The sequence below is a fragment of the Corallococcus terminator genome, assembly GCF_049194865.1.
GTDB classification, from domain to species: domain Bacteria; phylum Myxococcota; class Myxococcia; order Myxococcales; family Myxococcaceae; genus Myxococcus; species Myxococcus terminator_A.
This window is the reverse complement of sequence record NZ_JBLZWL010000129.1, coordinates 205593-228851: the sequence shown is the minus strand read 5'-3', so window position 1 is coordinate 228851 and position 23259 is coordinate 205593. Positions and strand designations below refer to the sequence as shown.

21 protein-coding genes and 1 pseudogene are annotated in these 23259 nt (G+C 68.7%); 8 read left to right on the top strand and 14 right to left on the bottom strand.

Annotated elements, in window-relative coordinates; translation table 11 throughout:
• Positions 1-51: 51 nt before the first annotated feature.
• Positions 52-969, top strand: a complete 918-nt coding sequence (locus ACN469_RS38815) for a LysR family transcriptional regulator (RefSeq protein WP_498776588.1) — start codon at positions 52-54, stop codon at positions 967-969.
• Between the two features lie 86 nt (positions 970-1055).
• Entirely contained in the window at positions 1056-2411 is a 1356-nt protein-coding gene (locus tag ACN469_RS38810; protein WP_498776586.1) for a DoxX family protein, read from the top strand.
• 15 nt (positions 2412-2426) lie between these two features.
• On the opposite strand, the gene ACN469_RS38805 is transcribed toward ACN469_RS38810, so the two are convergent.
• Together ACN469_RS38805 and ACN469_RS38800 are read right to left on the bottom strand one after the other, a co-directional pair.
• On the bottom strand, positions 2427-3536 hold the full coding sequence (locus ACN469_RS38805; RefSeq protein WP_498776584.1) for an MBL fold metallo-hydrolase: 1110 nt from the start codon (positions 3534-3536) through the stop codon (positions 2427-2429).
• Between the two features lie 95 nt (positions 3537-3631).
• Positions 3632-4675 carry an SDR family oxidoreductase gene (locus tag ACN469_RS38800; RefSeq protein WP_498776582.1) on the bottom strand — a complete coding sequence of 348 codons (1044 nt, stop codon included), beginning with the start codon at positions 4673-4675 and terminating at the stop codon, positions 3632-3634.
• Positions 4676-4767: 92 nt separating this feature from the next.
• On the opposite strand from ACN469_RS38800, the gene ACN469_RS38795 reads away from it, so the two are divergent.
• Complete coding sequence (locus tag ACN469_RS38795) at positions 4768-5409, top strand: TetR/AcrR family transcriptional regulator (RefSeq protein WP_498776580.1); 642 nt, start codon at positions 4768-4770, stop codon at positions 5407-5409.
• Positions 5410-5415: 6 nt separating this feature from the next.
• On the opposite strand, the gene ACN469_RS38790 is transcribed toward ACN469_RS38795, so the two are convergent.
• The 5 genes from ACN469_RS38790 to ACN469_RS38770 form a co-directional block, all read right to left on the bottom strand.
• Positions 5416-6513, bottom strand: coding sequence for an NAD(P)/FAD-dependent oxidoreductase (locus ACN469_RS38790; RefSeq protein ID WP_498776578.1), 1098 nt, complete (start codon positions 6511-6513; stop codon positions 5416-5418).
• Positions 6514-6586: 73 nt separating this feature from the next.
• Positions 6587-8293, bottom strand: coding sequence for a fatty acyl-AMP ligase (locus ACN469_RS38785; RefSeq protein WP_498776647.1), 1707 nt, complete (start codon positions 8291-8293; stop codon positions 6587-6589).
• 44 nt (positions 8294-8337) lie between these two features.
• Positions 8338-8616, bottom strand: coding sequence for an acyl carrier protein (locus ACN469_RS38780; protein ID WP_498776576.1), 279 nt, complete (start codon positions 8614-8616; stop codon positions 8338-8340).
• Positions 8609-9184 carry an isoprenylcysteine carboxyl methyltransferase family protein gene (locus ACN469_RS38775; protein WP_498776574.1) on the bottom strand — a complete coding sequence of 192 codons (576 nt, stop codon included), beginning with the start codon at positions 9182-9184 and terminating at the stop codon, positions 8609-8611. The genes ACN469_RS38780 and ACN469_RS38775 overlap by 8 nt, the downstream gene beginning before the upstream one ends.
• Positions 9178-10263, bottom strand: coding sequence for a type III polyketide synthase (locus ACN469_RS38770; RefSeq protein WP_498776572.1), 1086 nt, complete (start codon positions 10261-10263; stop codon positions 9178-9180). Before ACN469_RS38770 ends, ACN469_RS38775 begins: the two co-directional genes overlap by 7 nt.
• A gap of 262 nt (positions 10264-10525) precedes the next feature.
• Here ACN469_RS38770 and ACN469_RS38765 point away from each other — a divergent pair, with 262 nt between their 5' ends.
• The gene (locus tag ACN469_RS38765) at positions 10526-11635 is read left to right on the top strand and encodes a hypothetical protein (protein WP_498776571.1); all 1110 of its coding nucleotides are present in this window, start codon (positions 10526-10528) and stop codon (positions 11633-11635) included.
• Here the strand turns inward: ACN469_RS38765 and ACN469_RS38760 are convergent.
• Both ACN469_RS38760 and ACN469_RS38755 read right to left on the bottom strand, forming a co-directional pair.
• Positions 11550-13082 carry an MXAN_6640 family putative metalloprotease gene (locus ACN469_RS38760; RefSeq protein WP_498776570.1) on the bottom strand — a complete coding sequence of 511 codons (1533 nt, stop codon included), beginning with the start codon at positions 13080-13082 and terminating at the stop codon, positions 11550-11552. The two genes, ACN469_RS38765 and ACN469_RS38760, sit on opposite strands and share 86 nt — an antisense overlap.
• Positions 13079-13873 (bottom strand): HmuY family protein, encoded by a 795-nt coding sequence (locus tag ACN469_RS38755; RefSeq protein ID WP_498776568.1) that lies wholly within the window; start codon positions 13871-13873, stop codon positions 13079-13081. Before ACN469_RS38755 ends, ACN469_RS38760 begins: the two co-directional genes overlap by 4 nt.
• Before the next feature lie 125 nt (positions 13874-13998).
• Between ACN469_RS38755 and ACN469_RS38750 the strand changes: the two genes are divergently transcribed.
• Positions 13999-14706: a siderophore-interacting protein gene (locus ACN469_RS38750; RefSeq protein ID WP_498776566.1), complete on the top strand. Its 708-nt coding sequence runs from the start codon at positions 13999-14001 to the stop codon at positions 14704-14706.
• Positions 14707-14710: 4 nt separating this feature from the next.
• On the opposite strand, the gene glgC is transcribed toward ACN469_RS38750, so the two are convergent.
• Together glgC and ACN469_RS38740 are read right to left on the bottom strand one after the other, a co-directional pair.
• A complete protein-coding gene (gene glgC, locus ACN469_RS38745) occupies positions 14711-15958 on the bottom strand; it encodes a glucose-1-phosphate adenylyltransferase (protein ID WP_498776564.1) in 1248 nt (415 codons plus the stop codon).
• A gap of 90 nt (positions 15959-16048) precedes the next feature.
• Complete coding sequence (locus ACN469_RS38740; RefSeq protein WP_498776562.1) at positions 16049-16459, bottom strand: hypothetical protein; 411 nt, start codon at positions 16457-16459, stop codon at positions 16049-16051.
• A gap of 142 nt (positions 16460-16601) precedes the next feature.
• Here ACN469_RS38740 and ACN469_RS38735 point away from each other — a divergent pair, with 142 nt between their 5' ends.
• On the top strand, positions 16602-18467 hold the full coding sequence (locus ACN469_RS38735; protein ID WP_498776560.1) for a glycoside hydrolase family 2 protein: 1866 nt from the start codon (positions 16602-16604) through the stop codon (positions 18465-18467).
• Positions 18468-18527: 60 nt separating this feature from the next.
• On the opposite strand, the pseudogene ACN469_RS38730 reads toward ACN469_RS38735, so the two are convergent.
• Positions 18528-18674, bottom strand: a pseudogene (locus ACN469_RS38730) (IS701 family transposase); the annotation flags it as partial.
• A 38-nt stretch (positions 18675-18712) separates the two neighbouring features.
• Complete coding sequence (locus tag ACN469_RS38725; protein WP_498776558.1) at positions 18713-19330, bottom strand: WD40 repeat domain-containing protein; 618 nt, start codon at positions 19328-19330, stop codon at positions 18713-18715.
• Positions 19331-20305: 975 nt separating this feature from the next.
• Here ACN469_RS38725 and ACN469_RS38720 point away from each other — a divergent pair.
• Positions 20306-20812 carry a hypothetical protein gene (locus ACN469_RS38720; protein WP_498776557.1) on the top strand — a complete coding sequence of 169 codons (507 nt, stop codon included), beginning with the start codon at positions 20306-20308 and terminating at the stop codon, positions 20810-20812.
• A gap of 48 nt (positions 20813-20860) precedes the next feature.
• On the opposite strand, the gene ACN469_RS38715 is transcribed toward ACN469_RS38720, so the two are convergent.
• On the bottom strand, positions 20861-22447 hold the full coding sequence (locus tag ACN469_RS38715) for an IS1182 family transposase (protein WP_498765577.1): 1587 nt from the start codon (positions 22445-22447) through the stop codon (positions 20861-20863).
• A 610-nt stretch (positions 22448-23057) separates the two neighbouring features.
• On the opposite strand from ACN469_RS38715, the gene ACN469_RS38710 reads away from it, so the two are divergent.
• Positions 23058-23237, top strand: a complete 180-nt coding sequence (locus ACN469_RS38710) for a hypothetical protein (RefSeq protein ID WP_498776556.1) — start codon at positions 23058-23060, stop codon at positions 23235-23237.
• Positions 23238-23259 lie beyond the last annotated feature (22 nt).

Sequence of the window (23259 nt, the reverse complement as noted above, 5' to 3'; positions counted from 1 at the left end):
CCGCTCCATCAATCCAATGGATAGACTGGATGGACCCTATATAACCATTCGATGGACCTGGACCCTCGCTACCTCGAGACCTTCCTGACGGTGAGCCGCGAGCGGGGCTTCAGCCGCGCGGCCACGGTGCTGCACCGGACGCAGCCAGCGGTGAGCTACCAGATTCATCAACTGGAGCAGCAGCTCGGCACCGTGCTCTTCGACCGCACGACGCGGCGGCTCACGCTGACCGACGCGGGCTCGAAGCTGCACGCGCTCTGTGAGCGCTTCTTCGATGAGTTCGGTCAGCTCGCGCGCGCCTTCAAGGACGGCGATACCCAGCCAGCGCCTTTGCGCATCGCCTCCGTGAGCGGCTTCGGGCGCTATGTGCTCTATCCCCTGCTCTCGCGCGAGCTGGCCGCGTCGCCCTACTCGCTCCGCTTCCCCACCGCGGACCAGGTCTTCGCCTCCCTGGAGGACGGCGCCTGCGACGTGGGCTTCGTCTACCTGCCCCACGTGTCCAGCCGCCTGCTCACCACTCCCGTGTGGAGCGAGGAGCTGGTGCTCGTCGGCCCGCCCCAGGCTCGGGGACGCGCGTTCCCCCAGCTCGCGGACTTCGAGGACCTCGCCTTCATCACCTATGACGAATGCGAGTACGTCTTCGGCAAGTGGTTCGAGGGCCACTACGGACGACAGCCGCGCTCCGTGCGGGGCACGTACCACTTCGAGGAGCTGGAGGAAGTGCTGGGCACGGTGGCCGCCGGGCACGGCTGGTCCATCCTCCCCGACCACTGTGTCGCCGAGGCCGCGCGTCAGGGCACCGTCGTCGTGCCCACCGCACCGAGCCGCCAGCCGGTGGTCAATCTCATCTACGCCGTGCAGCGGGCGAGCGCTCCGGAGAACCCCCTGGCCCACCGCCTCATCGAAGCCCTGCGCACCGCCTCCACCCCCAAGCCGCGACGGAAGGCCCCTCGACGCACCGCACGATAGCGACACCCGCTCCGACGCCATCACCGGACAAGCATGGTTTGGGGTGCATGAGGCTCACTGACTACGATTGAGCGCCAGAGCCCACCATGACCACCGCCACCCCTCTTGCCTCCGAGCCAGTGCCCGTCGCTCCAGTGCCCGCGGCCCCCATCACCGCCGCGCCGGAGCCCGCACCGTGGAGGCTGGCGACGCGCGTCGCGTTCCGCTTCGTCTTCGCCTACGTCTTCCTCTTCAACTTCGCCTTCCCGTTGGACACGCTGCCCGTCATCGGCGAACACGTGTCCAAGGCCATCTCGGACTTCTGGGAGCTCGTCGTGCCTTGGGTCTTCAGGCACGTGGTCGGCGGGCAGGAGCTGTCCACCGCCATGTCTGGCAGCGGGGACAAGGCCTTTGACTACGCGCAGACGGGCCTCTTCGTGGCGCTCGCCGTCATCGCGGCGGCCGTGTGGTCCGTCGTCGACAGGCATCGCACCCGGTACGCGAAGGCCCACGACGTCCTGCGCGTCTACGTCCGCTACACCCTGGCCATGACCATGCTGTCCTATGGCCTCTCCAAGGTCTTCAAGTCGCAGTTCCCCTTCCCTTCCATGGACAAGTTGACCCAGCCCGTGGGCGAGCTCTCCCCCATGGGGCTCCTGTGGGCCTTCATGGGCTACTCCCCCGGCTACAACCTCTTCACCGGAGGCGCGGAGGTGTTGGGCGGGCTGCTGCTCGTCTTCCGGCGCACCACGACGCTCGGCGCGCTGGTCGTCATCGGCGTCATGTCCAATGTGGTGGCGCTCAACTTCTTCTACGACGTCCCCGTCAAGCTCTACTCCACCCAGCTCCTCCTCTTCGCCGTCTTCCTGTTGGCGCCGGACCTGCGCCGCCTGGCCGACGTCCTCGTGCTCAACCGCGCCACGCAGCCCGTCGCCCTCGCCACGCCCTTCACCTTCTCCTCTCGCACCACCTGGGCGCTGCTCGGCGTGAAGCTCCTCTTCATCGGCTGGATGCTCCACTCCCACTCCAGCCGGACGAGGGAGGCGTACTCGACGTGGGGCGAGGGCGCCCCCCGCCCTCCGCTCTACGGGCTCTACGAGGTCGAGTCCTTCACGAGAGAAGGCGCGGTGCTGCCTCCGCTCCTGGGCGATACGACGCGCTGGCGCGGCTTCTCCATCAGTCGCGGCAGTTGGATGACGCTCCGGAGGATGGATGGCTCCAAGCAGTACTTCCAGCTGACAGGGAGCGTGGAGGACCGGACGCTCACGCTGGCCGAGGGGCGCGGTGAGGACGCGAAGAAGACGACCCTCACCCTGGAGCAGCCCGACCCCGAGCACCTGGTCCTCCAGGGCACCTTCGAGGGCGCCGCCATCGACGTCCGCGTGCGCAAGGCGGACACGTCGAGGTTCCACCTCCTCAGCCGGGGCTTCCACTGGGTCCAGGAAGCGCCGTTCAACCGCTGAGGTGACTAGAGGTGACTAATCGATGACCGCCGTGTCCTCGTGGCAGAGCCCCGCCAGGGCCGCGGCCGTCTCTGGCAGCGGCTCCACGTAGCGGCCCTCACCGAAGCCGAGCGCCCAGAAGCGCGGGCGCACCTCTTCACGCGACAGCAACCGCAAGAGCAGGAACTTCGCCTCGTCCTGCCCGTCGAAGGCCATGGGGAAGGTGTTGTGGTGCATGGCCACGGACGTGGAGGAGCTCAGCACCTTGTGCGCATCCAGGGCCTCGCGCGGCCCCATGTGCACCGTGTGGATGACTCGCGGACGGAACGCGCCAATCGGCAGCACCGACAGCCGCATGGGCCCGAAGCGCGCGGCCATCATCGAGAAGTGCGGACCGAAGCCCGTGTCCCCCGCGAAGAGCACCGGCCCTCCCGTGGTGGAGAAGACGTAGCCCGCCCACAGCGTCTCCGACAGGTCCGTGAGCCCCCGGTTGGAGCGGTGCTGCGCGGGCACCGCCGTCACCTTCACCTCCGGCGTCACCTCCGTGGACTGCCACCAGTCCAGCTCCTCCACGTTCCGGAAGCCCTCGCCCTTCAGCAGCGCCTTGTTGCCCAGGCCGACGATGAAGCGCGGATGGTGCGCCTCCTCCAGCCTGCGCAGCGTGGGCAGGTCCATGTGGTCATAGTGGTTGTGGCTCACCACCACCACGTGGATGGGCGGCAGGTCCTCGAAGCGGATGCCCGGCGGATGCACGCGCCTGGGCCCCACCCAGGGCACCGGACTGGGCCGGTCCGAGTAGATGGGGTCCGTCAGCACATTCACCCCGTCCGCCTGGAGGAGCACGGTGGCGTGGTTGATGAGCGTCACCTTCAGCTTGCCCGGCCCCACCCGCTCCGGAGGGGGCTTGCCCGGCGTCAGCTCCTCGTACTCCCGCCACGCGCCGCGAGGCTCCTTCAGCGCCGCCTCCACCAGCTCCGTCGTCCTCAGCTCCGGCGCGTCTCCGAGGTTGTGGAACTTCTCTCCATCGAAGTGCGCCAACGTGGGCCCCTGGTGACTCGGGCCCGCGAAGAGACAGCCACCGAGCAGCGGTGCGCACAGCAACAGGAACAGAACCGTCGAGGTGGGAGACTGGCGGTCCAGAGGCATGGCGACGACACTCCATCGAGGCGACCCGAGCACCCTCCGGCCAGGGCGCGCTGGGGACCCATCGTAACGGCAGGGGGGACGACGCGCAGGACTCTTCAGGGGGACGTGGCGACCCGGGGCTTCTCCACGACGGGCGCCGCTTGGAGCTTGTGCTCGCGCAGCCACGCCACCGTGTCCCGCAGCGTCTCCTCCAACGGACGGAACGACGCCCCCAGCTCCCGCCGCGCCTTCGTCGAGTCCACGCGCAGCTTCGCGTGCATGGTTCGCACGCCCTCCACCGTCAGCGACGTCTCGCCGCCCGTCAGCCGAGCCCACGTCTGTCCCGCCGCCCCCAGGGCCACCGCCAGCGCATGCGGCAGCGTCCGGCGCGGCCCCTTCACCCCCGTCACCCGCTCGAGCGCCTGGGAGATGGTGGCCAGGTCCGCGAACTCGCCGCCCACCAGATACCGCTCGCCCGCACGGCCCTTCTCGGCCGCTACCACCGTGGCCTGGGCCACGTCGCGCGCATCCACCAGCGACCCGCCTCCGTCGAGCAGCGCCGGCATCCTCCCCGCGAGGAAATCCAGGACGAACTGGCCCGCGCCCGTGGGGCCCGCGTCCCAGGGCCCGAACATCCACCCCGGCAGGACGTAGACCACCTCCAGGCCCGAGCGCGCGCTGAAGCCATTCAGCTCCCGCTCCGACTCCACCTTGCTCTTGAAGTACAGGTTGGAGGAGGCGACAGGCGCGGGCGGCGTCTCTTCGTCTCCGGCCGAGCCGTCCGGCTTCGCCCCCACCGTCCCCGACGAGCTGATGTCCACGAAGCGCTTCACCCCGCGCAGGTGGGCCGCCTCGGCCAGCTCCACCGTGGCCTTCACGTTGATGGCATACAGCTTCGGCCAGTGGTCGCCGGCCGCGTAGTATTCGCGGAAGTAGGCCGCCGTGTGGATGACCACGTCGCAACCTTCCAGCGCGGCCGCGAAGCCCTTCACGTCCTTCATGTCCCCTTCCACCACCTCCACTCCCCCAAGGCCGCCCAGCACCGCGCGCGCCTTCGACGGCGAGCGGGCCAGCGCCCGCACCGTGTGCCCCCCGGCCACCAGCGCCCGCACCACGTTGTTCCCCAACAGGCCCGTGCTTCCCGTCACGAATGCGCGCATCCCGCGCCTCCAGTCAATATGAACACCGCTCAGATAAGAAGCGGTCTTAACGGTGTCAAGATGAACGACAGCCCAGGAAGGGAGCAGGGGCGATGACGACCCGGGGCGTGAAGAAGCCGGCTGCGCCGCGACGGCGGGCCTACCACCATGGAGACCTGCGCCAGGCCCTGGTGGACGCGACGCTGAAGCTCATCGCGACGGAGGACGTGGGCGCGGTGTCGCTGCGCGAAGTCGCTCGGCGGGCCGGAGTCACGGCGGCGGCGCCCTACCACCACTTCCGGGACAAGGATGCGCTCCTGGCGGCGGTGGCGGAAGAGGGCTACCGGGCGCTCAACCAGCGGATGGACGAGGCGCTGTCCAGCACCCGAGCGCCCCGGACGGACAGCCAGCTGCGAGCGCTTGCCCGGTGCTACGTGCGCTTCGCCGTGGAGCACCCCGCGCACTACCGCGTCATGTTCCGACCCGAGTGGAGCGACGAGGAGAAGTACGCGAGCCTGCACACGGAGGGCATGCGCGCCTACGGGCGACTCCAGGCGCTGGCCCAGGAGGCGAAGCAGGCCACGGGCGACAAGGTGGACATGGACACGCTGGCCTTCACCATCTGGGCCTGGGTGCACGGCCTGGCCGCGCTGTGGAACGAGGGGCCGCTGCGCAAGAAGTCCCGGAGCGACTCGATAGAACCGCTGCTGGAGCGCTCCACGGAGCTGTTCGTCGGGTGGGTGATGGCGAAGTAGCGCCCGTCACGCCACGACGGCGTGGAGGATCTTCTCGAACATCCAGGGGTTTCGTCCCAGCAGTCGGACGATGGGACGGCGCAGCGTGGGCCTTCGCGCCAGCATGAGCAGCGCGCGCGTGGCCCACGCATACTTGCGGAACACCTGCTGGAAGCGCCGCTCGTAGGGACGCAGCACCTGACTCGTCGCGCCCTTCGTCAGCGCGTCCGGCAAGAGCGTCCCCAGCGACTCCGCGCACGCGAAGGCCAGGGACAGTCCCTCGCCCGTCAGCGCGTCCACGTAGCCCGCGGCGTCGCCCACCAGCGCGAAGCGGTCCGCCACGCGCACCCGCGCCACCCGCGCCAGCGGCCCCGCGCCGCGCACCTGCGAGTCCGGCTCCGCGACGAGCAGCCGCTCCTGGAGCCGGGGGAAGCGAGCGAGCAGCGTGTCGAAGCCCACGCGCCCTTCCACGCCACCGTCTTCCCACAGGAAGGCCAGGCCCACGCGCCGCGCGCCGGCGGGCGTCACGTATGCCTCCACGCCGTCGGCGAAGTGCACCTCGACATAGGGCGTCCACGGGGCCAGCTGGAAGTGCCTGCGCAGCCCGAAGCGCCGAGGCCCCTCCACGTCCACCTCCAGCCCCTCGGCGCGGCGCAGCGGCGAGCCCAGTCCGTCCGCCGCCACCAGCATCCGCGCCTCCACGGGCCCCTCCGGCGTCTCCAGCGTCACCCCGTCGTGCCCGCGCCGATGCGACAGCACCTGCGTGCGCTCGCGCAGCTCCACGCCCACGTCCCGGGCCCGCGCCACCAGCGCCGACGCGAGCGCCACGCGCCGCACGCCCAGCCCTCCGGGGCCCGGCAGCAGGCCCTCCGCCGTGCTGCCGTCCTCCTGCACGTAGCGGATGCCCACGAAGGGCGAGCTCTCCGCGCGGTCCAGGTACGCCAGCGCGCCCAGGCGCTCCAGCGCCGCGAGCCCGGAAGGCATCAGCCCTTCGCCACAGGCCTTGTCCGCCGGCAGCGTCGCGCGCTCCAGGACGACGGTGTTCAGCCCGCGCACCGTGGTGTGGATGGCGACCGCCAGACCCGCCGGCCCTCCGCCCACCACGGCCACGTCATACCGTCTCACGTCTCGTGCTCCGCCCGGGCCATGGCCAGCGCGCCGCGCGCCAACTCCACCGCCGTGCCCACCATGCACCGCCTCATGTCTCGTGCTCCGCCCGGGCCATGGCCAGCGCGCTGCGCGCCATCTCCACCGCCATGCCCACCATGCCCACCTTCTTCGGCGGCGACAGCTCTCCGGACAGGTAGCGACGCAGCGCCTCACCCCGGCGCAGCTTGCCGCTCGACGTCCGGGGCAGCGTCCCCGGCTCCAGCAACTTCACCGTGTGGGGCCTGACGCCCGTCGCCTCCACCACCGCCGCGCGGATGCGCTCCTCCACGGCCGACGCCTCCTCCTCGCCACCGCGCTCCGCGAGGATGAGCAGCGCCTCGTCCTGGCCGCCCTCGGGCGTGAAGCCCAGCGCCACCGCGCAGCCCGTGCGCACGCCCTCCACCGCCTGGAGCGGCTCCTCGAACGACTGCGGCGCGTGGTTGGCGCCTCGGATGATGACCACGTCCTTCGCGCGGCCCGTCAGGTACAGCTCGCCGTCCGCGATGAACCCCTGGTCTCCCGTATCCAGCCAGCCATCCAGCGTCAGCGCGCGCCGCGTGGCGAGCGCATCACCGAAGTAGCTCTCCATCAACGAGGGGCCTCGCGTGAAGACGCCGCCCACGCGCTTGTCCTGCAACACGGTGCCCTGCGCGTCGCGCACCTCCACCTCGAAGCCCGCCACCGGCGAGCCCACGCTCACCAACTGTCGTGAGCCCTCCGCCACCCGCCCCTCGCACGCCAGCACCGTCGGGTCCACGCCCAGCGAGCGCGGCCCCCGTCCGTCCGGCGGGAAGGTCACCGCGAGCGACGCCTCCGACAGCCCGTACACCGGCCGCAGCGCTCGCGCGGAGAAGCCCCAGCGCTCGAAGCGCTCGGCGAAGCGGTGCAGCGTCTCCGCCGACACCGGCTCCGCGCCGTTGAGCGCGTGCTTCCACGACGACAGGTCCACGCCCTCCATCTCCGCGTCCTTCACCCGCTTCAGGCACAGGCCATAGGCGAAGTTCGGCGCGGGGGAGATGAAGCCCCGGTGTCGCGACAGCGCGCGCAGCCACAGCGCGGGCCTCGCCAGGAAGACCTCGGGCGGAATCAGCACCAGGTGCCCGGGGTAGTGCAGCGCTGACAGCAGACAGCCGATGAGCCCCATGTCGTGGTACAGCGGCAGCCAGCTGACGCCCACGCGCGGCGTGTCGGGCGACAGCGGCATCGCCACCTCCAGCGCCATCACCTGCGACAGCAGCGCCCCCTGCGTCAGCGCCACCGGCTTCGGGTCCACCGTGGAGCCGGAGGAGAACTGGATGAGGCCCAGCGCCTCCGGGCCCACCGGCACCTCGCGCTCGTCGTCGCCTCGAGACACCTCCTCCACCGTGTGACAGCCCAGGCGCGGACGGGACCTCTCCACGCTGGCCCCCAACAGCAGCCGCACGCGCGAGTCCGTCAGGACGAGGCTCGCCCCCGTCACCTGGAGCATCCGCGCGGTGGCCCGGTGGTACTCCTCCAGGCGCCCCAGCCGGACGGGCGGGTACAGGGGCACCGGCACCGCGCCCGCGAGCAGCGTCCCGAAGAAGGCGTCCATGAAGCCCGGCGAGGTGGGCAAGAGCAACGCCACCCGCTCCCCCTCGCGCACGCCCAGCCGCGAAAGCCCCGCCGCCGTGCGCCGCGCGCGACGGTACACGTCGCCCCAGGGCAGCGACTCCTCGCGCTCGGCCGCGTCGACGAAGGTCAGCTTGAAAGGCGTCTGCCCGGCGGCCGCGAGCATCGCGTTCACCGTGGGGAAGCGCACCTTCGGCAGCGTGGGCCCTCTCACGAGCGGACCTCCGTGGGAGGGCGCGCCGTCGAGGCGACCCGGCGCACCACCAGCTTCGCCAGGTCCGCCACCGTGCGCACGCCCTGCGCGTCCTCTTCCGACAGGCGGATGCGGAAGCGGTTCTCCAACCCCACCGCCAGCACCGTCAGCCCCAGGCTGTCGAGCTGCAAGTCCCTGACGAGGTCGTGCTGGGGCTCCACCACGCCCTTCCACTCCAGCTCATCGGCGGCGATGCGACGAATCTCCGCCACGACTTCCAGTTCGAGTTCAGCCACGGGGCACCTCGGGGAGGAAACGGGGACGGTGGGAGAAGGCGCGCGCGTACGCGTCCCCCAGCGCCGCCTCTTCCGCGCGGATGCGCACGGAGAGCAGCACCAGGTTCCCCACCGAGAAGAACACGGCCGTCCACCACGCGCCGTGGATGAGCGGCACACTCGCCAGCTCCAGCACCACCGCGACGTAGTTGGGATGGCGCAGGAAGCGATACGGGCCGCCCACCACCGGCGGCAGGTCCGGCACGACGATGATGCGCGAGTTCCACCGCGGGCCCAGCGTGGAGATGGCCCAGTAGCGCAGCCCCTGCGCCGCCACCGCGCCCGCCAGCGCCACGCCGCTCCACACGCCCAGGAAGGGCCGGCGCAGGAGGAACACCTCCGCCAGACACGATACGAGGAAGAGCGAGTGGAACATCACCATGAAGCGGTAGTGACGCTGCCCCGTCTCCACCCCTCCCCGCGCGAAGGCCCACGCGGCGTTGCGCTTGGAGAGCACCAGCTCCACCAGTCGCTCCGCCCCGAGCAGGCCCATGTAGCCCAGGAAGACAGCCTGTGTGGCGGTCACCATCGCAAGAGCACCATCTCCGCGCAGAACCCAGGTCCCATGGCCATCATCAATCCGTACTCGCCGGGCTTCGCCGCCACCTGGTCCAGCGTCTCCCCCAACACGAACAACACCGAGGCCGAGGACAGATTCCCCACTTCGCGCAACGACGCCCAGGAGCGCGCCAGCGCGTCCTTGTCCAGCTCCAGCGCCTCCTCGAAGGACTCCAGCACCTTGGGACCTCCGGTGTGCGCCACCCAGTGACGGATGTCACCGCGCTTCAACCCGTGGGATGCGAGGAAGCCGTCCACGTTGCCCCGGATGTGGTCCTTCACCAGTTGGGGCACCTTCGCGGAAAGGACGACCTTGAAGCCCGAGTCGACGACGTCCCAGCCCATGATGCGCTCGGAGTCCGGATAGAACACCGAGCGCGACGCCACCACCCGGGGCCCCTTCGCGCCGGGAGCGTCGGCGCCTCTGAGCACCGCGCAGGCCGCGCCGTCCCCGAAGAGGCCGGAGGCGATGATGTTGGGGATGGACAGGTCCTCGCGCTGCAGCGTCAGCGAGCACAGCTCCGCGGAGACGACGAGCGCGGTGTGCGTGGGGAAGGCGCGCAGGTAGTCCGCCGCCCGCGCCATGCCCGCCGCGCCCGCGACACAGCCGAGCCCGAAGATGGGCGTGCGCTTGAAGTCGTCACGGAAGCGCAGCCGGTTGGCCAGCCGCGCCTCGATGCTGGGCGTGGCGATGCCCGTCACGGTGACGAAGAAGACGTGGTCCACGTCCGCCGGCGTCAGCTCCGCCCGCTGAAGCGCTTGCTTCACCACGACTTCGCCGAGCGCCGTGGCCTCGCGAATCCAGGCGTCGTTGCGCTGCTGGAACGTCACCAGGGCGGGGTACGCGTCGATGGGCAGCGCCAGGTAGCGGCCCCCCACCTGTACGTTGCGGTGCAGGTCCTCGAGTCGCTCCAGGTTGAAGTGGCGCTTGGCCCACAGCTCCCGGAAGGCCGCGATGAGCTGCTCCTGCGAGGCATAATGTGGCGGGAGTGCCCGGCCCACCGAACGAATGAAGGGCGCGCTGCTGTCCTGGCCGGATGCGCTGTGCATGAAGGTCTCGGGTCCGTGCGGCGGTCAGGCCCCCACGCTTAGCCGGAACTCGGGACAGACGCGATACGGCTCACGGGGACTTGAACGAGTCCCGACGCAGGGCGCCCCTCGCACTGTCGCGCGGTCGACGGCGAACTCCCCCCTGGGAAGGAGGGGCTGGGACTCCCTGTCACACTCCGGACAGCGCCTTCCGACCCGCAACCTTGGACACGCCTTGGGCAAAGCTTCTCCGGGCGGACAGAGGCCGCTAGCGTACTCGGCGATGCGTCCTCTCCACATCGTCCTCCTCCCCCTTCTTCTCGGGGGCAGCGCGTGCAGTCACTTCTCCTCCCGCGTTCCCTCGCTGCCCGCGAGCCATGGGCACCTGTCGCGCACCATGGCGCACTACCTCGACCCGATGGTCGAGCGAGAAGAGGCTTACATGGGCGGGGCTGGCCCGCTCTATGACCCCGCGCCGACCGTTGTCGTGGAGCCGGCGCAGGCTCGGGCCATCTTCGCCGACGCGGTCCAGGTGCTCTCGGGCACGGCGACCGAGGAGCAGGTGAAGCAGGCCGCCCAGGACCTCAGCGCGGCCTGTGACGCTGAGCTGGAAGAGGCGTGCACGTACCAGCGCGAGCAGTACCAGCGCCCGACGAAGCTCGAAGGCAAGCCGCCCGAGATGACCCGGGCGGCTCTGTTCAAGAGAGCCATGGCCGTGGCGGTCGTCTCCTGTCGCCTCGGGACGGACGGCATCGTCCGGGACATCCAGGTGCTGGAATTCGCGCCCTATGGGCTCACGGAGGCCCTGCTCACCGCGCTGCGTGAGTCGAAGTACCAGCCGGCGATGCTGGCGGGACACCCCCTCGAGATTCCATACACCTTCCAGCTCAACACGTCGTTCAGCCAGGCGAAGCCCACCTCGCAGCAGGAGCTGGAATGGGCTCGGACCCGGGCGCAGAGATTTCCGACCAGCCCCTCCGCATGGGCACACCTGGCGCGGGTGCTCGCGCGGGATTTGCCCGACGACCCCTGGTATGCGAACGCGCTGCGCTACCTGAACCTCACCTCGCCCACGTACTGGTGGGCCGCGGCGGAGCTGGCGTGGCTGCATGCCAAGGCCGGCCGTTACGCGGAAGCCGAGCCGCTGGCGCGCATGGCGAGGAAGACCGGCGCCCAGAATCCCTACGTGCTGGAGACGGCGGCACTGGTGGCCTTCCACCGGGGCCACTGCAAGCAGGCCGTGCTCGACCAGCACCGCGCCATCGCGAAGCTCCCGTCCGAGTGGCCCCAGGAGGAACAGGCGCGCTTCAAGAGCGCGCTGGCGGAGTACCAGCGCCAGTGCCCGTCGGACGCGCCCGCGCCGCCACCCGCGCCCGCTTCGGACGTGCACTGAGCGCAAGCAACGCCAGCACCAGCGCCACCCATCCCGGGCCGCTCGGCGCCGCGCCGCAGCCCCCGTCGTCGTCGGGGTCCTTGGGGCCGGGCGTCACGTCGACACAGGGCGCGCCCGTCGCATCCGCCGTGAGGCAGAGCGTCCCGTAGCGGCCCACGCCCTCGTGGCGACCATCCACCACCGCGATGATGACCTCGCGCGCGTCCGACGCGTCCACCTTCGCGGACAGCGCTCCAGAGCCCTCCGCGCGCGACACGCGGAGCACCGCGGTGTCCGTCACCGCCGCCACCAGCAGGTGCAGCTTCGCCGGGTCCTCGCCGGCCTTGAGCGTGTACCTGGCCAGCACCTCCGCCGAACCACCGGGCACCACGAAGTAGCGCGTCGACGCGGTCGTCACCCGGACATCCGCTTCCTGCGTGGGCAGCGTCCTGGCCGCCAGCGCCAGCCCGTCATACCCACCCCCTCGCGCATAGCCCTGGTCGATTCGCGCCCGCGCGCCCGTGGAGAGGTTCCACTGCGAGAACTCGGTGAAGGCCGTGTCGAAGTCCGCGCCCCACTCGCGACGCAGCACCGTGTCCAGCAAGTTGAACCAGGGCGCCGTCGGCGACACGAGGCTCTCCTGCCACAGCGCCAGGATGACCCGGTCTCCGAAGCGCTCGCCCAGGTACTGGAAGAACACCCCCGCGCCATAGCTGAACGACGCCGCGGGCCCTGTCGGGTCCAACACGAGGCTGCGGTCCGTCCGGGAGAGATACGACGAGGAGAACTGCTCCAGGTCATCGAGCGTCTCGTCGAAGCGCTCGCTGGCCCACACCGCCGAGCCCTCCGACACCACGCTGCCCAGCCCCGGCCGGTAGGCCGCCTGCACCGCGTGGAAGAACTCGTGACTGGCCAGGATGCCCACCGCCGCCTCGAACGAGGGGTAGTCGTACCCGGCGAAGTCGTTCTCCTGGAGCATGTACCCCACGCACTTGCTGTCCTCTTCCTCGCAACCATCCAGCCGGAACGCGCCATCCGCCCGGCCCGCGAAGTCCACGAGGTACACGTCGAACAGCCCATCACCGCCGTTGTCCTCCCCCACCGCCGCGTCGCTGCCCGGCAGGAGGAACCCCAGCCCCACATAGAAGTCCGCGACGCGCTCATAGGCCCGCCCGACGACCTCCACCGCGTCGGGCACGCCATTGCCATCCGCGTCCCCCGACGGCACCGCGTTGAGTCCGACGCGCGAGAAGTGCACCCGGAAGCGCCCCTTCGGGGACACCGCCGACTCCACCTGCTCGCCCGCGCCGAAGTTCGGCGGCACCGCCTGGGGTGAGGTGGGGCGCGCTCCCGCCTGCTGCCCCGCTCGCGCCTCGCCGAGCGACTCGGGAAGCTCATGCGGCGCCCGCGACGGCTGCACGGGGCCACATCCCAGGGGAAGCAGCAGGAGCCACGCCCCCAGTCTCATGGCAGGAACGCCCACTTGATGCGGATGGAGCCCGAGCCGCTCGGCTGCGGCACCGAGTGCGTCTCGTTGCAGACCTGCTGCGCGGAGGGCTCGTAGTACCCCGTCACCTCCAGCTTCACGTGACGGCCGTCCGCCAGCCGGACGATGAAGATGCGGCCCGTCATCTCCACGCAGCTCTGGTAGCGCCAGAAGCCACCCAGCACCGTCGCGGGGCCATTCAGACCGGAGTCATCCGGGATGAGCGTGCAGGACGCGTCGAACCACGCCTCCGTCCTGAACTCCCCAGCCGCCGCGCTCTTCGCCGTCACCGAGGCGAACGTCGAGCCCTCGGCCGTGTTCGCCACCGCGACGCAGGACGGCCCGGACGTGCCGCTGTTGACGCGCATGGTGTAGCGACGCACCGCGAGGTCCCAGTCCGTCGACGCGAGCGCCGCCTGGTCGTGAATCTGGACCTGGGTCAGCCCCGTCGGCGTGAAGCGCAGGTACGTATAGGACATCGTCGGCGTCAGGCCACCGGCGCGCGTGTCGATGAAGGTGTGGAACTCACCGGCCGTCGTCCCCTCCTCGCGCACTTCGCCCGTGGAGACCACGGACAGCATGCTCATCCGGTCGATGGTCTGCTCGGTGCAGGTCACCTGGCTCGCCTCGCAAACCTGCGGCGCCGGGTCGTCCTTCGGGTCGTCCTCGCCACAGCTCACCAGCAACGCCAGCGACATCCCCACGGCGACCAGGACCCACAGGCCCTGCTGTCCGGCGCGCTTCGGCAGCGCCTCCTCGGTATGGCTCATCATTCTCGTGTCTCCCTCTCCCTGGGCGGACGGAGTCTCGACCCATTCGACAGGGCAACACCGTACTTGATAACGATTCTCATTTTCAATATTAAAGATTCAACACCCGCACCCACGAGGGAGACCCCATGCCGGAGATGCCCGCGGTCATCGCGAACACGCTGATGCCCTGGTTCGCGAAGCCCTCGCAGGTCTCTCGGGTGGAGACGCTGGCGCCCCGGCTGCGGCGGGTGCGCTTCGAGGGTGAGTCCCTGCGCGGGGTGACGTACGAGCCCGGGCACGAGGTGGAGTTTCGCGTCAGCCCGACGGCCTTCCGCCACTACACGCCGTCACTGGTGGACCCGGGGCACGGGGCGATGGAGGTGGTCTTCTATCTGCACGGCCAGGGGCCCGGGAGCGAGTGGGCCTCGGGGCTGAAGCCGGGAGACACCGCGGACATCCTCGGGCCCGGGGGAAGGCTGGGCGTGGACGAGGAGGCGCCCGCGCACCTGTTCCTGGGCGACGAGACGTGTCTGGGGTTGTTCCAGGCGATGATTCGCTCCCTGTCTTCACCGCTGCGCATGCTGGGCGCCATCGAGGTGGAGCCGGGCGCGGAGGACTGGCTCGCTCGCGTGGGCGTGCCCCTGACGGCCGTCCCGCGCGCGGAGGGAAAGCCGCGCGGCACGGCGCTGCGCGAGTGGCTCTCGCGCAACGTGCTCACGGGCGCGACGTGCTACCTGGCCGGGCACGCGGGCTCCATCGTGATGCTCCGGCAGGAGCTGCTGGAGCAGCACGGGTTCACGAAGCGCGCTCTGCGCAGCAAGGCCTACTGGGCGGACGGAAAGCGCGGGCTGTGAGGCCTCACTCGAAGCGGTAGCCCTTGGGCACCACGACGATGCCGCCCTCGGTGACGGTGAAGCCGCGCGCCTTGTCCGCCTCCAGGTCGAAGCCCACCTTCGTGTTGGGCGGCACGCGCACGCCCTTGTCGATGATGGCGTTCTTCACCTGCGCGTGCCGGCCGATGTCCACCTCGTCGAAGATGACCGAGCGCTGCACGCTGGCGTAGCTGTTCACGCGCGCGCGGCGGAAGAGGATGCTCTCGCGCACCACGCCGCCGGAGATGATGCAGCCGCCGGCCACCATGGAGTTGAGCGCGCGCCCCACCCGCTCGCCGGACTCATGGACGAACTTGGCGGGCGGGCTGTACTCGCTGGCGGTGCGCAGCGGCCACTCGGCGTTGAAGATGTCGAACTCCGGGTTGATGGACACCAGGTCCATGGACGCCTCGTGGTACGCGTCCAGCGTCCCCACGTCGCGCCAGTAGGTGTTGGGTCGCGTCTGCCCGGGGATGGGGTTCTTGGCGAAGTCGTACGTCTGGATGTGGTAGCCGTCTCGCAGCGCGCGCGGCAGCACGTCCTTGCCGAAGTCGTGCTGGGAGCCCTCCGTCTTGGCGTCCACTTCGAGCAGCTCCGCGAGCACCTTGCTGCGGAAGATGTAGTTGCCCATGCTGGCCAGCACGGTGTCGGGCCGGCCGGGGATGGGCTTGGGGTCCTTGGGCTTCTCCTGGAACTCCGTCACCCGGCCGCGCTCGTCCACCTGCATGACGCCGAAGCGGTGCGCGTCCGCCAGCGGCGTGGGATACGCGGCGATGGTGATGTCCGCGCGCTGGTCCTCGTGCAGCTCCAGCATGTGCGCCACGTTCATCTTGTAGATGTGGTCGCCGGAGAAGATGGCCATGTGCTCGGGCCGGTGGTTCTCCACCAGATGCATGTTCTGGTAGATGGCGTCCGCGGTGCCCCGGTACCAGACGGGCCCCAGCTCCTCGTACAGGTACATCTGCGCGGGCACGAGGGTGATGAAGTAGTCCGACAACAACACCGAGCCGAAGCGCCAGCCGCGCTGGATGTGCTCCGTCAGCGACTGCGCCTTGAACTGCGTCAGGACGTAGATGGAGTAGATGCCGGAGTTGATGAAGTTGTTGAGCGCGAAGTCGATGATGCGGAACTTCGAGCCGAAGGGCACCGCTGGCTTCGAGCGCCGCTGTGTGAGCGGAGACAACCGAGTTCCCTGGCCTCCGGCCAGCACCATGCCGAGGATGCGCGTACCCATGCTGAGATGTACCCCTTCGTGGCCCTCAGTATAGGGCGCAACGGAGGGATGTCCGTTTTCACGGCGCGCTCGTCTCGTAGTCCTCGTGCGTCAACGCGTCGGAAGTGAGGGCAGGTCCGACTCAGGTGGCTTCTTTCGAGGCAGGCCGTTGAGCAGCGAGCCGCTCACCATGAGCGCGATGCCGAGGAACAACAGCCAGCGCGCCGGGACTGGCTGTTCCCGGGCGAGCAGGATGACGACGAAGCCCGCGAGGCTGAGCGCGAAGGGGGCGGGTCCCCGGCGCGGCGCCCTCCGCAGCAGGAGCAGCAGGTGGAGCGCGGAGAGGCCCATCAGCGTCGGGAAGAGCCAGTCCAGGGCGGGTCCGCTCGCGAGCCCGACCCCTCCGAACAGGCTGAGCCAGGCGGCCCAGCACATGGCGCACTTGGGGAGGAATGCCAGGAGGACGCCCAGGAGCACGGCGAGGACCGGGTGGGGCTTCGCCTCGACACGCGGACTGGACATGCGCACCGGTTCGACAGGGATTGGCCTCCCTGCCTAGCCTGCTCCTCTCGCGGCGTGCGCCGAAGCCTGACGGACACGCTCCCACTCACGGAGCAAGATGATGCCGGGACGGTGGCTCAAACAGTGGTGCGGAGGGATGACCGTGATTGTCGGACTGGCGACGCAATCCCTCGCGAGTGCTCCTCCCCTGACACCCGGGCCGGTGCTGGTCAACGTGGAGGCCCGCGCCGGGGAAGACTTGTCGGGTGCATGGCATTGGTCGGTGGACCCGTACCGGGATGGGCTCGCGGGCTTCCATGGCGCGGAGGCGGGCCCCGGGCACCGGCGCTATGACGACGTCGATGTCGATGTCCTCACGCGCGCGAACCCCACGGCGCTCTACGAGTACGACATGCGCCGCTCGCCCGTGGTCCACCTGCCCGGCTCGTGGATTTCCCACGACGAGACGATGCGCTACTACGACGGCCTCGTCTGGTACCAGCGGACCTTCACCGCGACGAAGGCGCCGGGACAGCGGGCGTTCCTGCGCTTCGGCGCCGCCGACTACGTGGCGCGCGTGTATTTGAATGGCAAGCCGGTGGGGACACATGAAGGAGGCTTCACGCCCTTCGCGTTCGAGGTGACGTCCCTGCTGCGGACGGGAGAGAACCAGGTGACGGTCGGTGTCGACTCCGTCCGCTCCGCCGACACCGTGCCGCCCACCGTCACGGACTGGGAGACCTATGGCGGCATCACCCGGCCCGTGCGGCTGGTGCTGACTCCCGCCACGTACATCGACGATGCGTGGGTCCGCCTGGGCGATGACGGCCGCCTTCGCGCAACGGTGCGACTCCAGGGCGCCAAGGCCGGTGGTGCCGACGTGCGGGTGCATATTCCCGCGCTCGCGTTGACGCTCAAGGGACGCACTGGCGCGGATGGGAGCTGGACGGGTGACGCGGTGGAGCCCTCGGCACTGAAGCGATGGAGTCCCGAGCAGCCCACGCTCTACGAGGTGGCGGTGGAGGCCGGTGAGGACCGGCTGGTGGACCGCATCGGCTTCCGGACGCTGGCGGTGAAAGGCCACGACATCCTGCTCAACGGCAAGCCCGTGTTCCTGCGCGGCATCAGCCTTCATGAAGAGGAGCTGGGCAAGCACCCCACACGGGCCATGACTCCCGGGGCGGCGCGCGCGCTGCTCGGCGAGGTGAAGCACGGGCTCCATGGAAACTTCGTGCGGCTGGCCCACTATCCCCACGCGGAAGTCATGACGCGCATGGCGGATGAAATGGGGCTGCTCGTGTGGAGCGAGATTCCCGTCTACTGGCGCGTCAACTTCGCCCGGGGCGAGACGCTGGAGACGGCGCGGCGGATGCTCGCGGAGAACATCCTGCGAGATCGCAACCGCGCCTCCATCGCCTTCTGGAGTGTGGCCAACGAGACGCCCGTGAGCGACGCGCGCAATGCGTTCCTGGCGCGGCTGGCGGCCGATGCGCGGGCGCTCGACGACACGCGGCTGGTGACGGCGGCGCTGCTCATTGACCGCGTCCAGGAGAAGGGGAAGTCGGTGATGGTGGTGAAGGACCCGCTGGTGAGCCACCTCGACGTCGCAGCGGTGAACACCTACAACGGCTGGTATTCCGACGACGCGCTGGCGGACCTGCCGGGCATCGGCTGGCGCAACGACACGGGCAAGCCGCTCATCTTCTCCGAGTTCGGCGCCGATGCGCAGGCGGGCTTCCACGAGCCCGGGCTGAAGCGAAAGTTCTCCGAGGAGTTCCAGGCCGAGTACCACCGACAGACGCTCGCGATGAGCGAGAAGGTGCCCTCGCTGCGCGGACTGTCGCCGTGGGTGCTGAAGGATTTCCGCTCACCCCGGAGACAACATCCCGTCTACCAGCAGGGGTGGAATCGAAAGGGACTGCTGTCAGAGACGGGCCAGCGCAAGCAGGCCTTCGACGTCCTCGCCGAGCACTACCGCAAGCTGGAGGCACGACAGGCCCAATCCGAACAGGCGCGCACCGCGCCCTGACGCTGGAGGCTCGACGCGCCAGCGCAGCTTCGTCAGGCGAACCCACTGCTTGAGGGACGTCTCCGCCTCCAGTTTCAAGGCCAGCCGGCGCATGACCTCATCGTCTGCCCAGTTACTGCCACGGAGGCACTGCTGGAGGCGCTGGCGCATGGCCTCCTTCTCGGATGCTTGCTCCACCCGTCGCCCCGCCATCGGGTCGATTCGTCTGCGTCGGCGTCATGCCTGGGGAACAGTCTCAAGTGGCGTCAGGGACGCGGCTTCACGCCCCAGACGCCCACCTTGCCGTCGTCCATGCCCCAGCTCACGAAGCGTCCGTCGGGAGAGAAGTTCGCGGTGCTTCCCTCCTCGTCGTGCAGATCCGAATAGGCGAAGACGCCGCGTCCCTCACGAACGTCGATGACCGCGAACGCGCTCGCGTCCGGACCCGCCGCCAGCAAGGTGCCCTCCCGATTGAACTCCAACTGCAGGGCCCCGGAGGCTGGGGCCCTGAGGGTCCGGGTGGTTTCAAGTCCGGGAAGGTCCAGGAACAACAACTGGCCAGCGGAATTCGCGGCGACCAGCGACGCTCCGGACGGCGTGAACGCCACGGTCCAGATCCGCATTGAGTCGAGCGTGCGGGTCGCCACGGGCTTACCGGTCCTCGCATCCCAGAGGCGAACCGAGCTACATGTCGCGTCGCCGTCCTGCTCCTCGGCGACGCCCACGGCCGCGAACCGGCCATCCGGCGACAATGCGCAGCCGTAGAGGAAGGCCGGATCCTCCAGTTGCCACACGGGCCAGTTGCGCTCCAGGTCCCAGAGCAGGACCGCGTCCCTGGCTGGCCGTGAGCAGCAGGCGCGCGCCGTCCGACGACAGGCACCCATGGGCGACGGACCCACCCGTCTCCACCGAGGACAACAGCTTGCCGTCGGTGACGGACCAGGTCTGGAGGGTGCCACGTACCGTCACGGACAGAAGCCGCTGGGAGCCGGGCAGGAACCACGCGCCCACGCATTGGGGGCCGGGGTGCGCGACAAGCGGAGCCGACTCTTCCGAGTGCAGGTCCCACCAACGCAGCGGCGTACCGCCCCGCTCCTGGACCGACAACAGATAGCGCGACGACGCATCCCAGGCCAACCGCTGCCACCGAGAGTGCCGCGACGGTTCCGGCGGCCCCAGCATCCGCAGCAGGGACAAGTGCCTCGCGGTGTCAGGGGTCAGCGGAAGGGAGGGCGTGAGCATGGTGCGGATCCTGGGAGCGCGCAGAGCCGCTCAGCGGCGCGGCTTGAAGGGCTTTCAGAAATGGAGAGGCAGCGATGACTCGCTTCGCACGCTGCGTCAAGCCAGACCGCGCACGAGGGGTTTGAGCCGGACCGAGTTGGTGAACCAAGACGCGGCCGAACATAACAGAATCTCCTGGCCTCCCGCTGTCCTGTACGGGCACAGCCCGGTGTGCCTACCCAGATCTCGGTCGCTGAGTCACGGGTGCGCCAGGTCGGTTCGGCAGCGCGGGGAGATGGTGGCGATGGTGTGCGCGTCGCCGCCGGAGAGCCGCGCTCGATGGACGGGGGCGACTCATTTCCCTGAAAGCGGTGCACGGGGCCTGGTGCCGTGGGTAGGGATGGAATCGCAAGGGACTGCTCTCGGAGACGGGCCAGCGCAAACAGGCGCGCACTGCGCCCTGACGAACAGCGCCTGACGAAAGTCGGGGCCGGGGTGACCGTTGGCAAGGGGAGTCCTCAACTTGCTCACGGTGAATCCGGAGGAGTCGCGGTGGTCACCTTCCACAGCTGCCCCGAGTCACTGCAGACTGTCTTGGCGAGGATGGGGATGTTGTTGGCCATGCCGTCCCCTCCTACATGTACGCACTCAACAATCCCGTCAACTTCGTCGATCCGGATGGCCGCGAGGTATACGCAGTTGATGCTCGCGCCTCCTTGCTCATCGCGCAGCTTCAACAGCATCCAAGTGGCGCCGCGCTATACAACTACCTAGACAGGTCGCCCTACGTCTACAGCGTCACGGGGGATGCGCAATTCCCAACAGGGCTGAAGAATGGAGTTTACGGAAGGTTCATTCCGGGACTCGGCGTGGGCCGAAACCGATGTAACGCCGGCGGGACTATTGAGCTATATGACCAGATGGTTGTTCGCGACGGATATAATCCCGTGACAAACCTAGCTCACGAACTAACTCATGCCGGACTCTTTGATTATCAATATCTTGCACGTCCAGGCGCCCCCGCACCCATTCCGGAATTTTCAGACCAAGCAATGGATGGCGCGCTGCCCGACTCACCCAATGCACTGGTAACACCGCACAAGGTTATGGAATGGTACTGGCAAAGCCAATTTGGAGGTGAATAGTGACACTCTGCACAGGACTGGCGATTCTAGAGCGCCGAACAGGTTAGGTCACGCCGCGAGCTGGAAGCGCGCGGCGACCTCAAGGTTTTGGACGACCGAGAGTCGCCTGAGGTCAAAGAGGTTGCGGCGCGTGCCTCGGTAACGGGCCTTCGGACCCTGGCGGTTGGCGAGATGAGCCAGGCGATGCTCGACGCCGACCCGCTCGCGGAGTTGTGCGCGGCCCGCGCGCGACTGCAGAAGTGAGCGAAGGCGATGCTGGAGCCGCTCGTCATCGCCCATCGTGACGCTGCGCCCCTTACCGGATGCGGCCTGGGTACAACTGGGGCGCAGCTTGCACGGTCCGCAGGCTTCCGGGTCGAAGTGCACGACGGCGCCGGGCTCGAAGGGCTCCACCTCACCCGCGGGGCACGTGAGGGTACCGTCGCGGATGTTCACTTTGAAGTCGCGCTTGCCGAACAGTCCCGGCTTCGCGCTGGCTCCTCGCCACGGCCGGCAGACGAGGTCGCCGCCGCTGGCCAGCACGTCCTCGGCCATCGTGCTGTTGAGGTATGCCCTGTCGACGAGCAGAACGTCGGGATAGAGGTCCTGGTGGGCCATGTCTTCCTGCAGTGCGTCCGTCGCCTCGTCTTCGGGGCGGTTGGCGGGTGACACGGCGCAGGCCACCACGAGCTCGGTGTCGAGGTCGATGCCGACGTGCTGCTTGTAGCCATTGAAGCGCTTGCTCTTGCTCTTACGCCCGTGGCGCATGTCGGCGTCCTCGATGGAGATGCGCCTGTCGGCTGCCACGCCTTGTCGAATCTGAACGCCTCCTTCGGGGCGAGGCTCGAGGTCCTGTTCGCGCACCTGCGCGAGCGCTTCGATGTAACGCGTCAGCGGCGCCTCGACGCACGACTTCGACTGCTTCGCCACCCAGGCCATGAGGCGGTCGAGTTGTCGGCACAGGCGATTGAGTGCGTCGAGCTTCGCGTCGGGCGCACTCCAGTCGATGTCGAGGCCGGCCTTGATGCTGCTGGCCCTCAGCAACGGCGCATCGGCCTGCTGACACACCTCCTCGACGTCAGTGCCGAGCGCGAGCGCCATGCACTCGGCCACCTTGCGGCCTGCGTGGCCGAGCAGGTTGATGGTGTCCTCAACCCGCCCGGCTCCCTCTAAAGGGCGGCTGTCGACCCCCACTCGCAACGTCTTCGGCGTCTTTTTCGAATCGAACCCCTTCGTCCGCTTCGCCACCTCGACGGTGTGCTCGAGCAGCCGACGGTCCATCTCGTGCGCGATGAGGCGCTCGCGGAACTGCTGCAGCCCGCCCTGCGAAAACGCGGGCGCGTCTTCTTCATCATCGAGCGTTCCGAGAACCAACCGCCAGCAGCGGTCGCTCGCCGACAGACGCACCGCTTCCGCATCGGAAGTCTGCAGGTAGGCCTGTAGCAACAGGCCCATGCACATCAGCGCAGGCGGCTGCGCGGCTTCACCCTGGCCCGTCTGTCGATACATCGACTCCAACTCGGCCTGAAAAGCGTCGTCGAACAACTCGTGCCGGTGCTCGCGCAGAAAGACGAAGAGCTTCCGACTCTTGCCGGCGAGCTTCAGGAGCTTCTGCTCGCGGGCACTGCACTCCATCGTGGGCTTCCATCGGTCCAAGTGGCACCTCCGTGAGGAGGTGACCTGAGCACTCGGCGACAGCCCGCGTCGACCGTGCTCGTAAGCGATCGATTTTCCTCGGGCTGATTCCTGATCGGCGCTCTAGGGCTATGCATTCCGCTCCCAGGGCAGACTCGAACCGAGCTCGAAATGGCAGGATGGCCTATCCAAGAGCAGACTGAAGACAGGTGGTGGCACAGTCGGTGGCTTTCTTCTGGCACCTACCGGGTCCTCATCGGCATTAGCGGAAAAAACAACCATCTCCAGGCACTACTTATTGCCGAATCAAGGAACGAACCCTCTCGACTGGCCCCAATTCTCGAAAAACAGTGCCACAAAGGCAATACGCCCATTCACGTCTGTCGACTCACGGGCCGCGAGTTTTCTGCAGTACCCTGCATTGGCGGCTGGATAATTGCATCAAAGGGGGACCCCAACTTAGACCTAAGCCTGCAACAGCAATGCAAGCAACTATCCCCACTTTTTGAAACGGCCCTCAACGGGAAGAGATAGAATCCCCAAAGCTCAGCATTGCGAACGGCATCTGACTACCCCAAACCAAGTCACCGTTCATTGCCCAGAAAGCGGTGCGCAGGGCTTGGTGCCGTGGGTGCTGAAGGATTTCCGCTCACCCCGGAGACAACACCCCGTCTACCAGCAGGGGTGGAATCGCAAGGGACTGCTCTCGGAGACAGGCCAGCGCAAGCAGGCCTTCGACGTCCTCGCCGACCATTACCGCAAGCTGGAGGCACGACAGGTCCAGGCCGAACAGGCGCGCACCGCGCCCTGACTCACTGGCGCCAACGAGAGCT

What these genes read in the sequence shown, in the direction of transcription:
- ACN469_RS38770 (WP_498776572.1), bottom strand. Translation starts at nt 10,263, where the DNA reads ATGCACAGCGCATCCGGCCAGGACAGCAGCGCGCCCTTCATTCGTTCG.
- ACN469_RS38750 (WP_498776566.1), top strand. Translation starts at nt 13,999, where the DNA reads ATGCCGGAGATGCCCGCGGTCATCGCGAACACGCTGATGCCCTGGTTC.
- ACN469_RS38815 (WP_498776588.1), top strand. Translation starts at nt 52, where the DNA reads ATGGACCTGGACCCTCGCTACCTCGAGACCTTCCTGACGGTGAGCCGC.
- ACN469_RS38740 (WP_498776562.1), bottom strand. Translation starts at nt 16,459, where the DNA reads ATGTCCAGTCCGCGTGTCGAGGCGAAGCCCCACCCGGTCCTCGCCGTG.
- ACN469_RS38765 (WP_498776571.1), top strand. Translation starts at nt 10,526, where the DNA reads ATGCGTCCTCTCCACATCGTCCTCCTCCCCCTTCTTCTCGGGGGCAGC.
- ACN469_RS38805 (WP_498776584.1), bottom strand. Translation starts at nt 3,536, where the DNA reads ATGCCTCTGGACCGCCAGTCTCCCACCTCGACGGTTCTGTTCCTGTTG.
- ACN469_RS38760 (WP_498776570.1), bottom strand. Translation starts at nt 13,082, where the DNA reads ATGAGACTGGGGGCGTGGCTCCTGCTGCTTCCCCTGGGATGTGGCCCC.
- glgC (WP_498776564.1), bottom strand. Translation starts at nt 15,958, where the DNA reads ATGGGTACGCGCATCCTCGGCATGGTGCTGGCCGGAGGCCAGGGAACT.
- ACN469_RS38810 (WP_498776586.1), top strand. Translation starts at nt 1,056, where the DNA reads ATGACCACCGCCACCCCTCTTGCCTCCGAGCCAGTGCCCGTCGCTCCA.
- ACN469_RS38795 (WP_498776580.1), top strand. Translation starts at nt 4,768, where the DNA reads ATGACGACCCGGGGCGTGAAGAAGCCGGCTGCGCCGCGACGGCGGGCC.
- ACN469_RS38755 (WP_498776568.1), bottom strand. Translation starts at nt 13,873, where the DNA reads ATGATGAGCCATACCGAGGAGGCGCTGCCGAAGCGCGCCGGACAGCAG.
- ACN469_RS38800 (WP_498776582.1), bottom strand. Translation starts at nt 4,675, where the DNA reads ATGCGCGCATTCGTGACGGGAAGCACGGGCCTGTTGGGGAACAACGTG.
- ACN469_RS38720 (WP_498776557.1), top strand. Translation starts at nt 20,306, where the DNA reads ATGTACGCACTCAACAATCCCGTCAACTTCGTCGATCCGGATGGCCGC.
- ACN469_RS38725 (WP_498776558.1), bottom strand. Translation starts at nt 19,330, where the DNA reads ATGGGTGCCTGTCGTCGGACGGCGCGCGCCTGCTGCTCACGGCCAGCC.
- ACN469_RS38785 (WP_498776647.1), bottom strand. Translation starts at nt 8,293, where the DNA reads ATGCTCGCGGCCGCCGGGCAGACGCCTTTCAAGCTGACCTTCGTCGAC.
- ACN469_RS38775 (WP_498776574.1), bottom strand. Translation starts at nt 9,184, where the DNA reads ATGGTGACCGCCACACAGGCTGTCTTCCTGGGCTACATGGGCCTGCTC.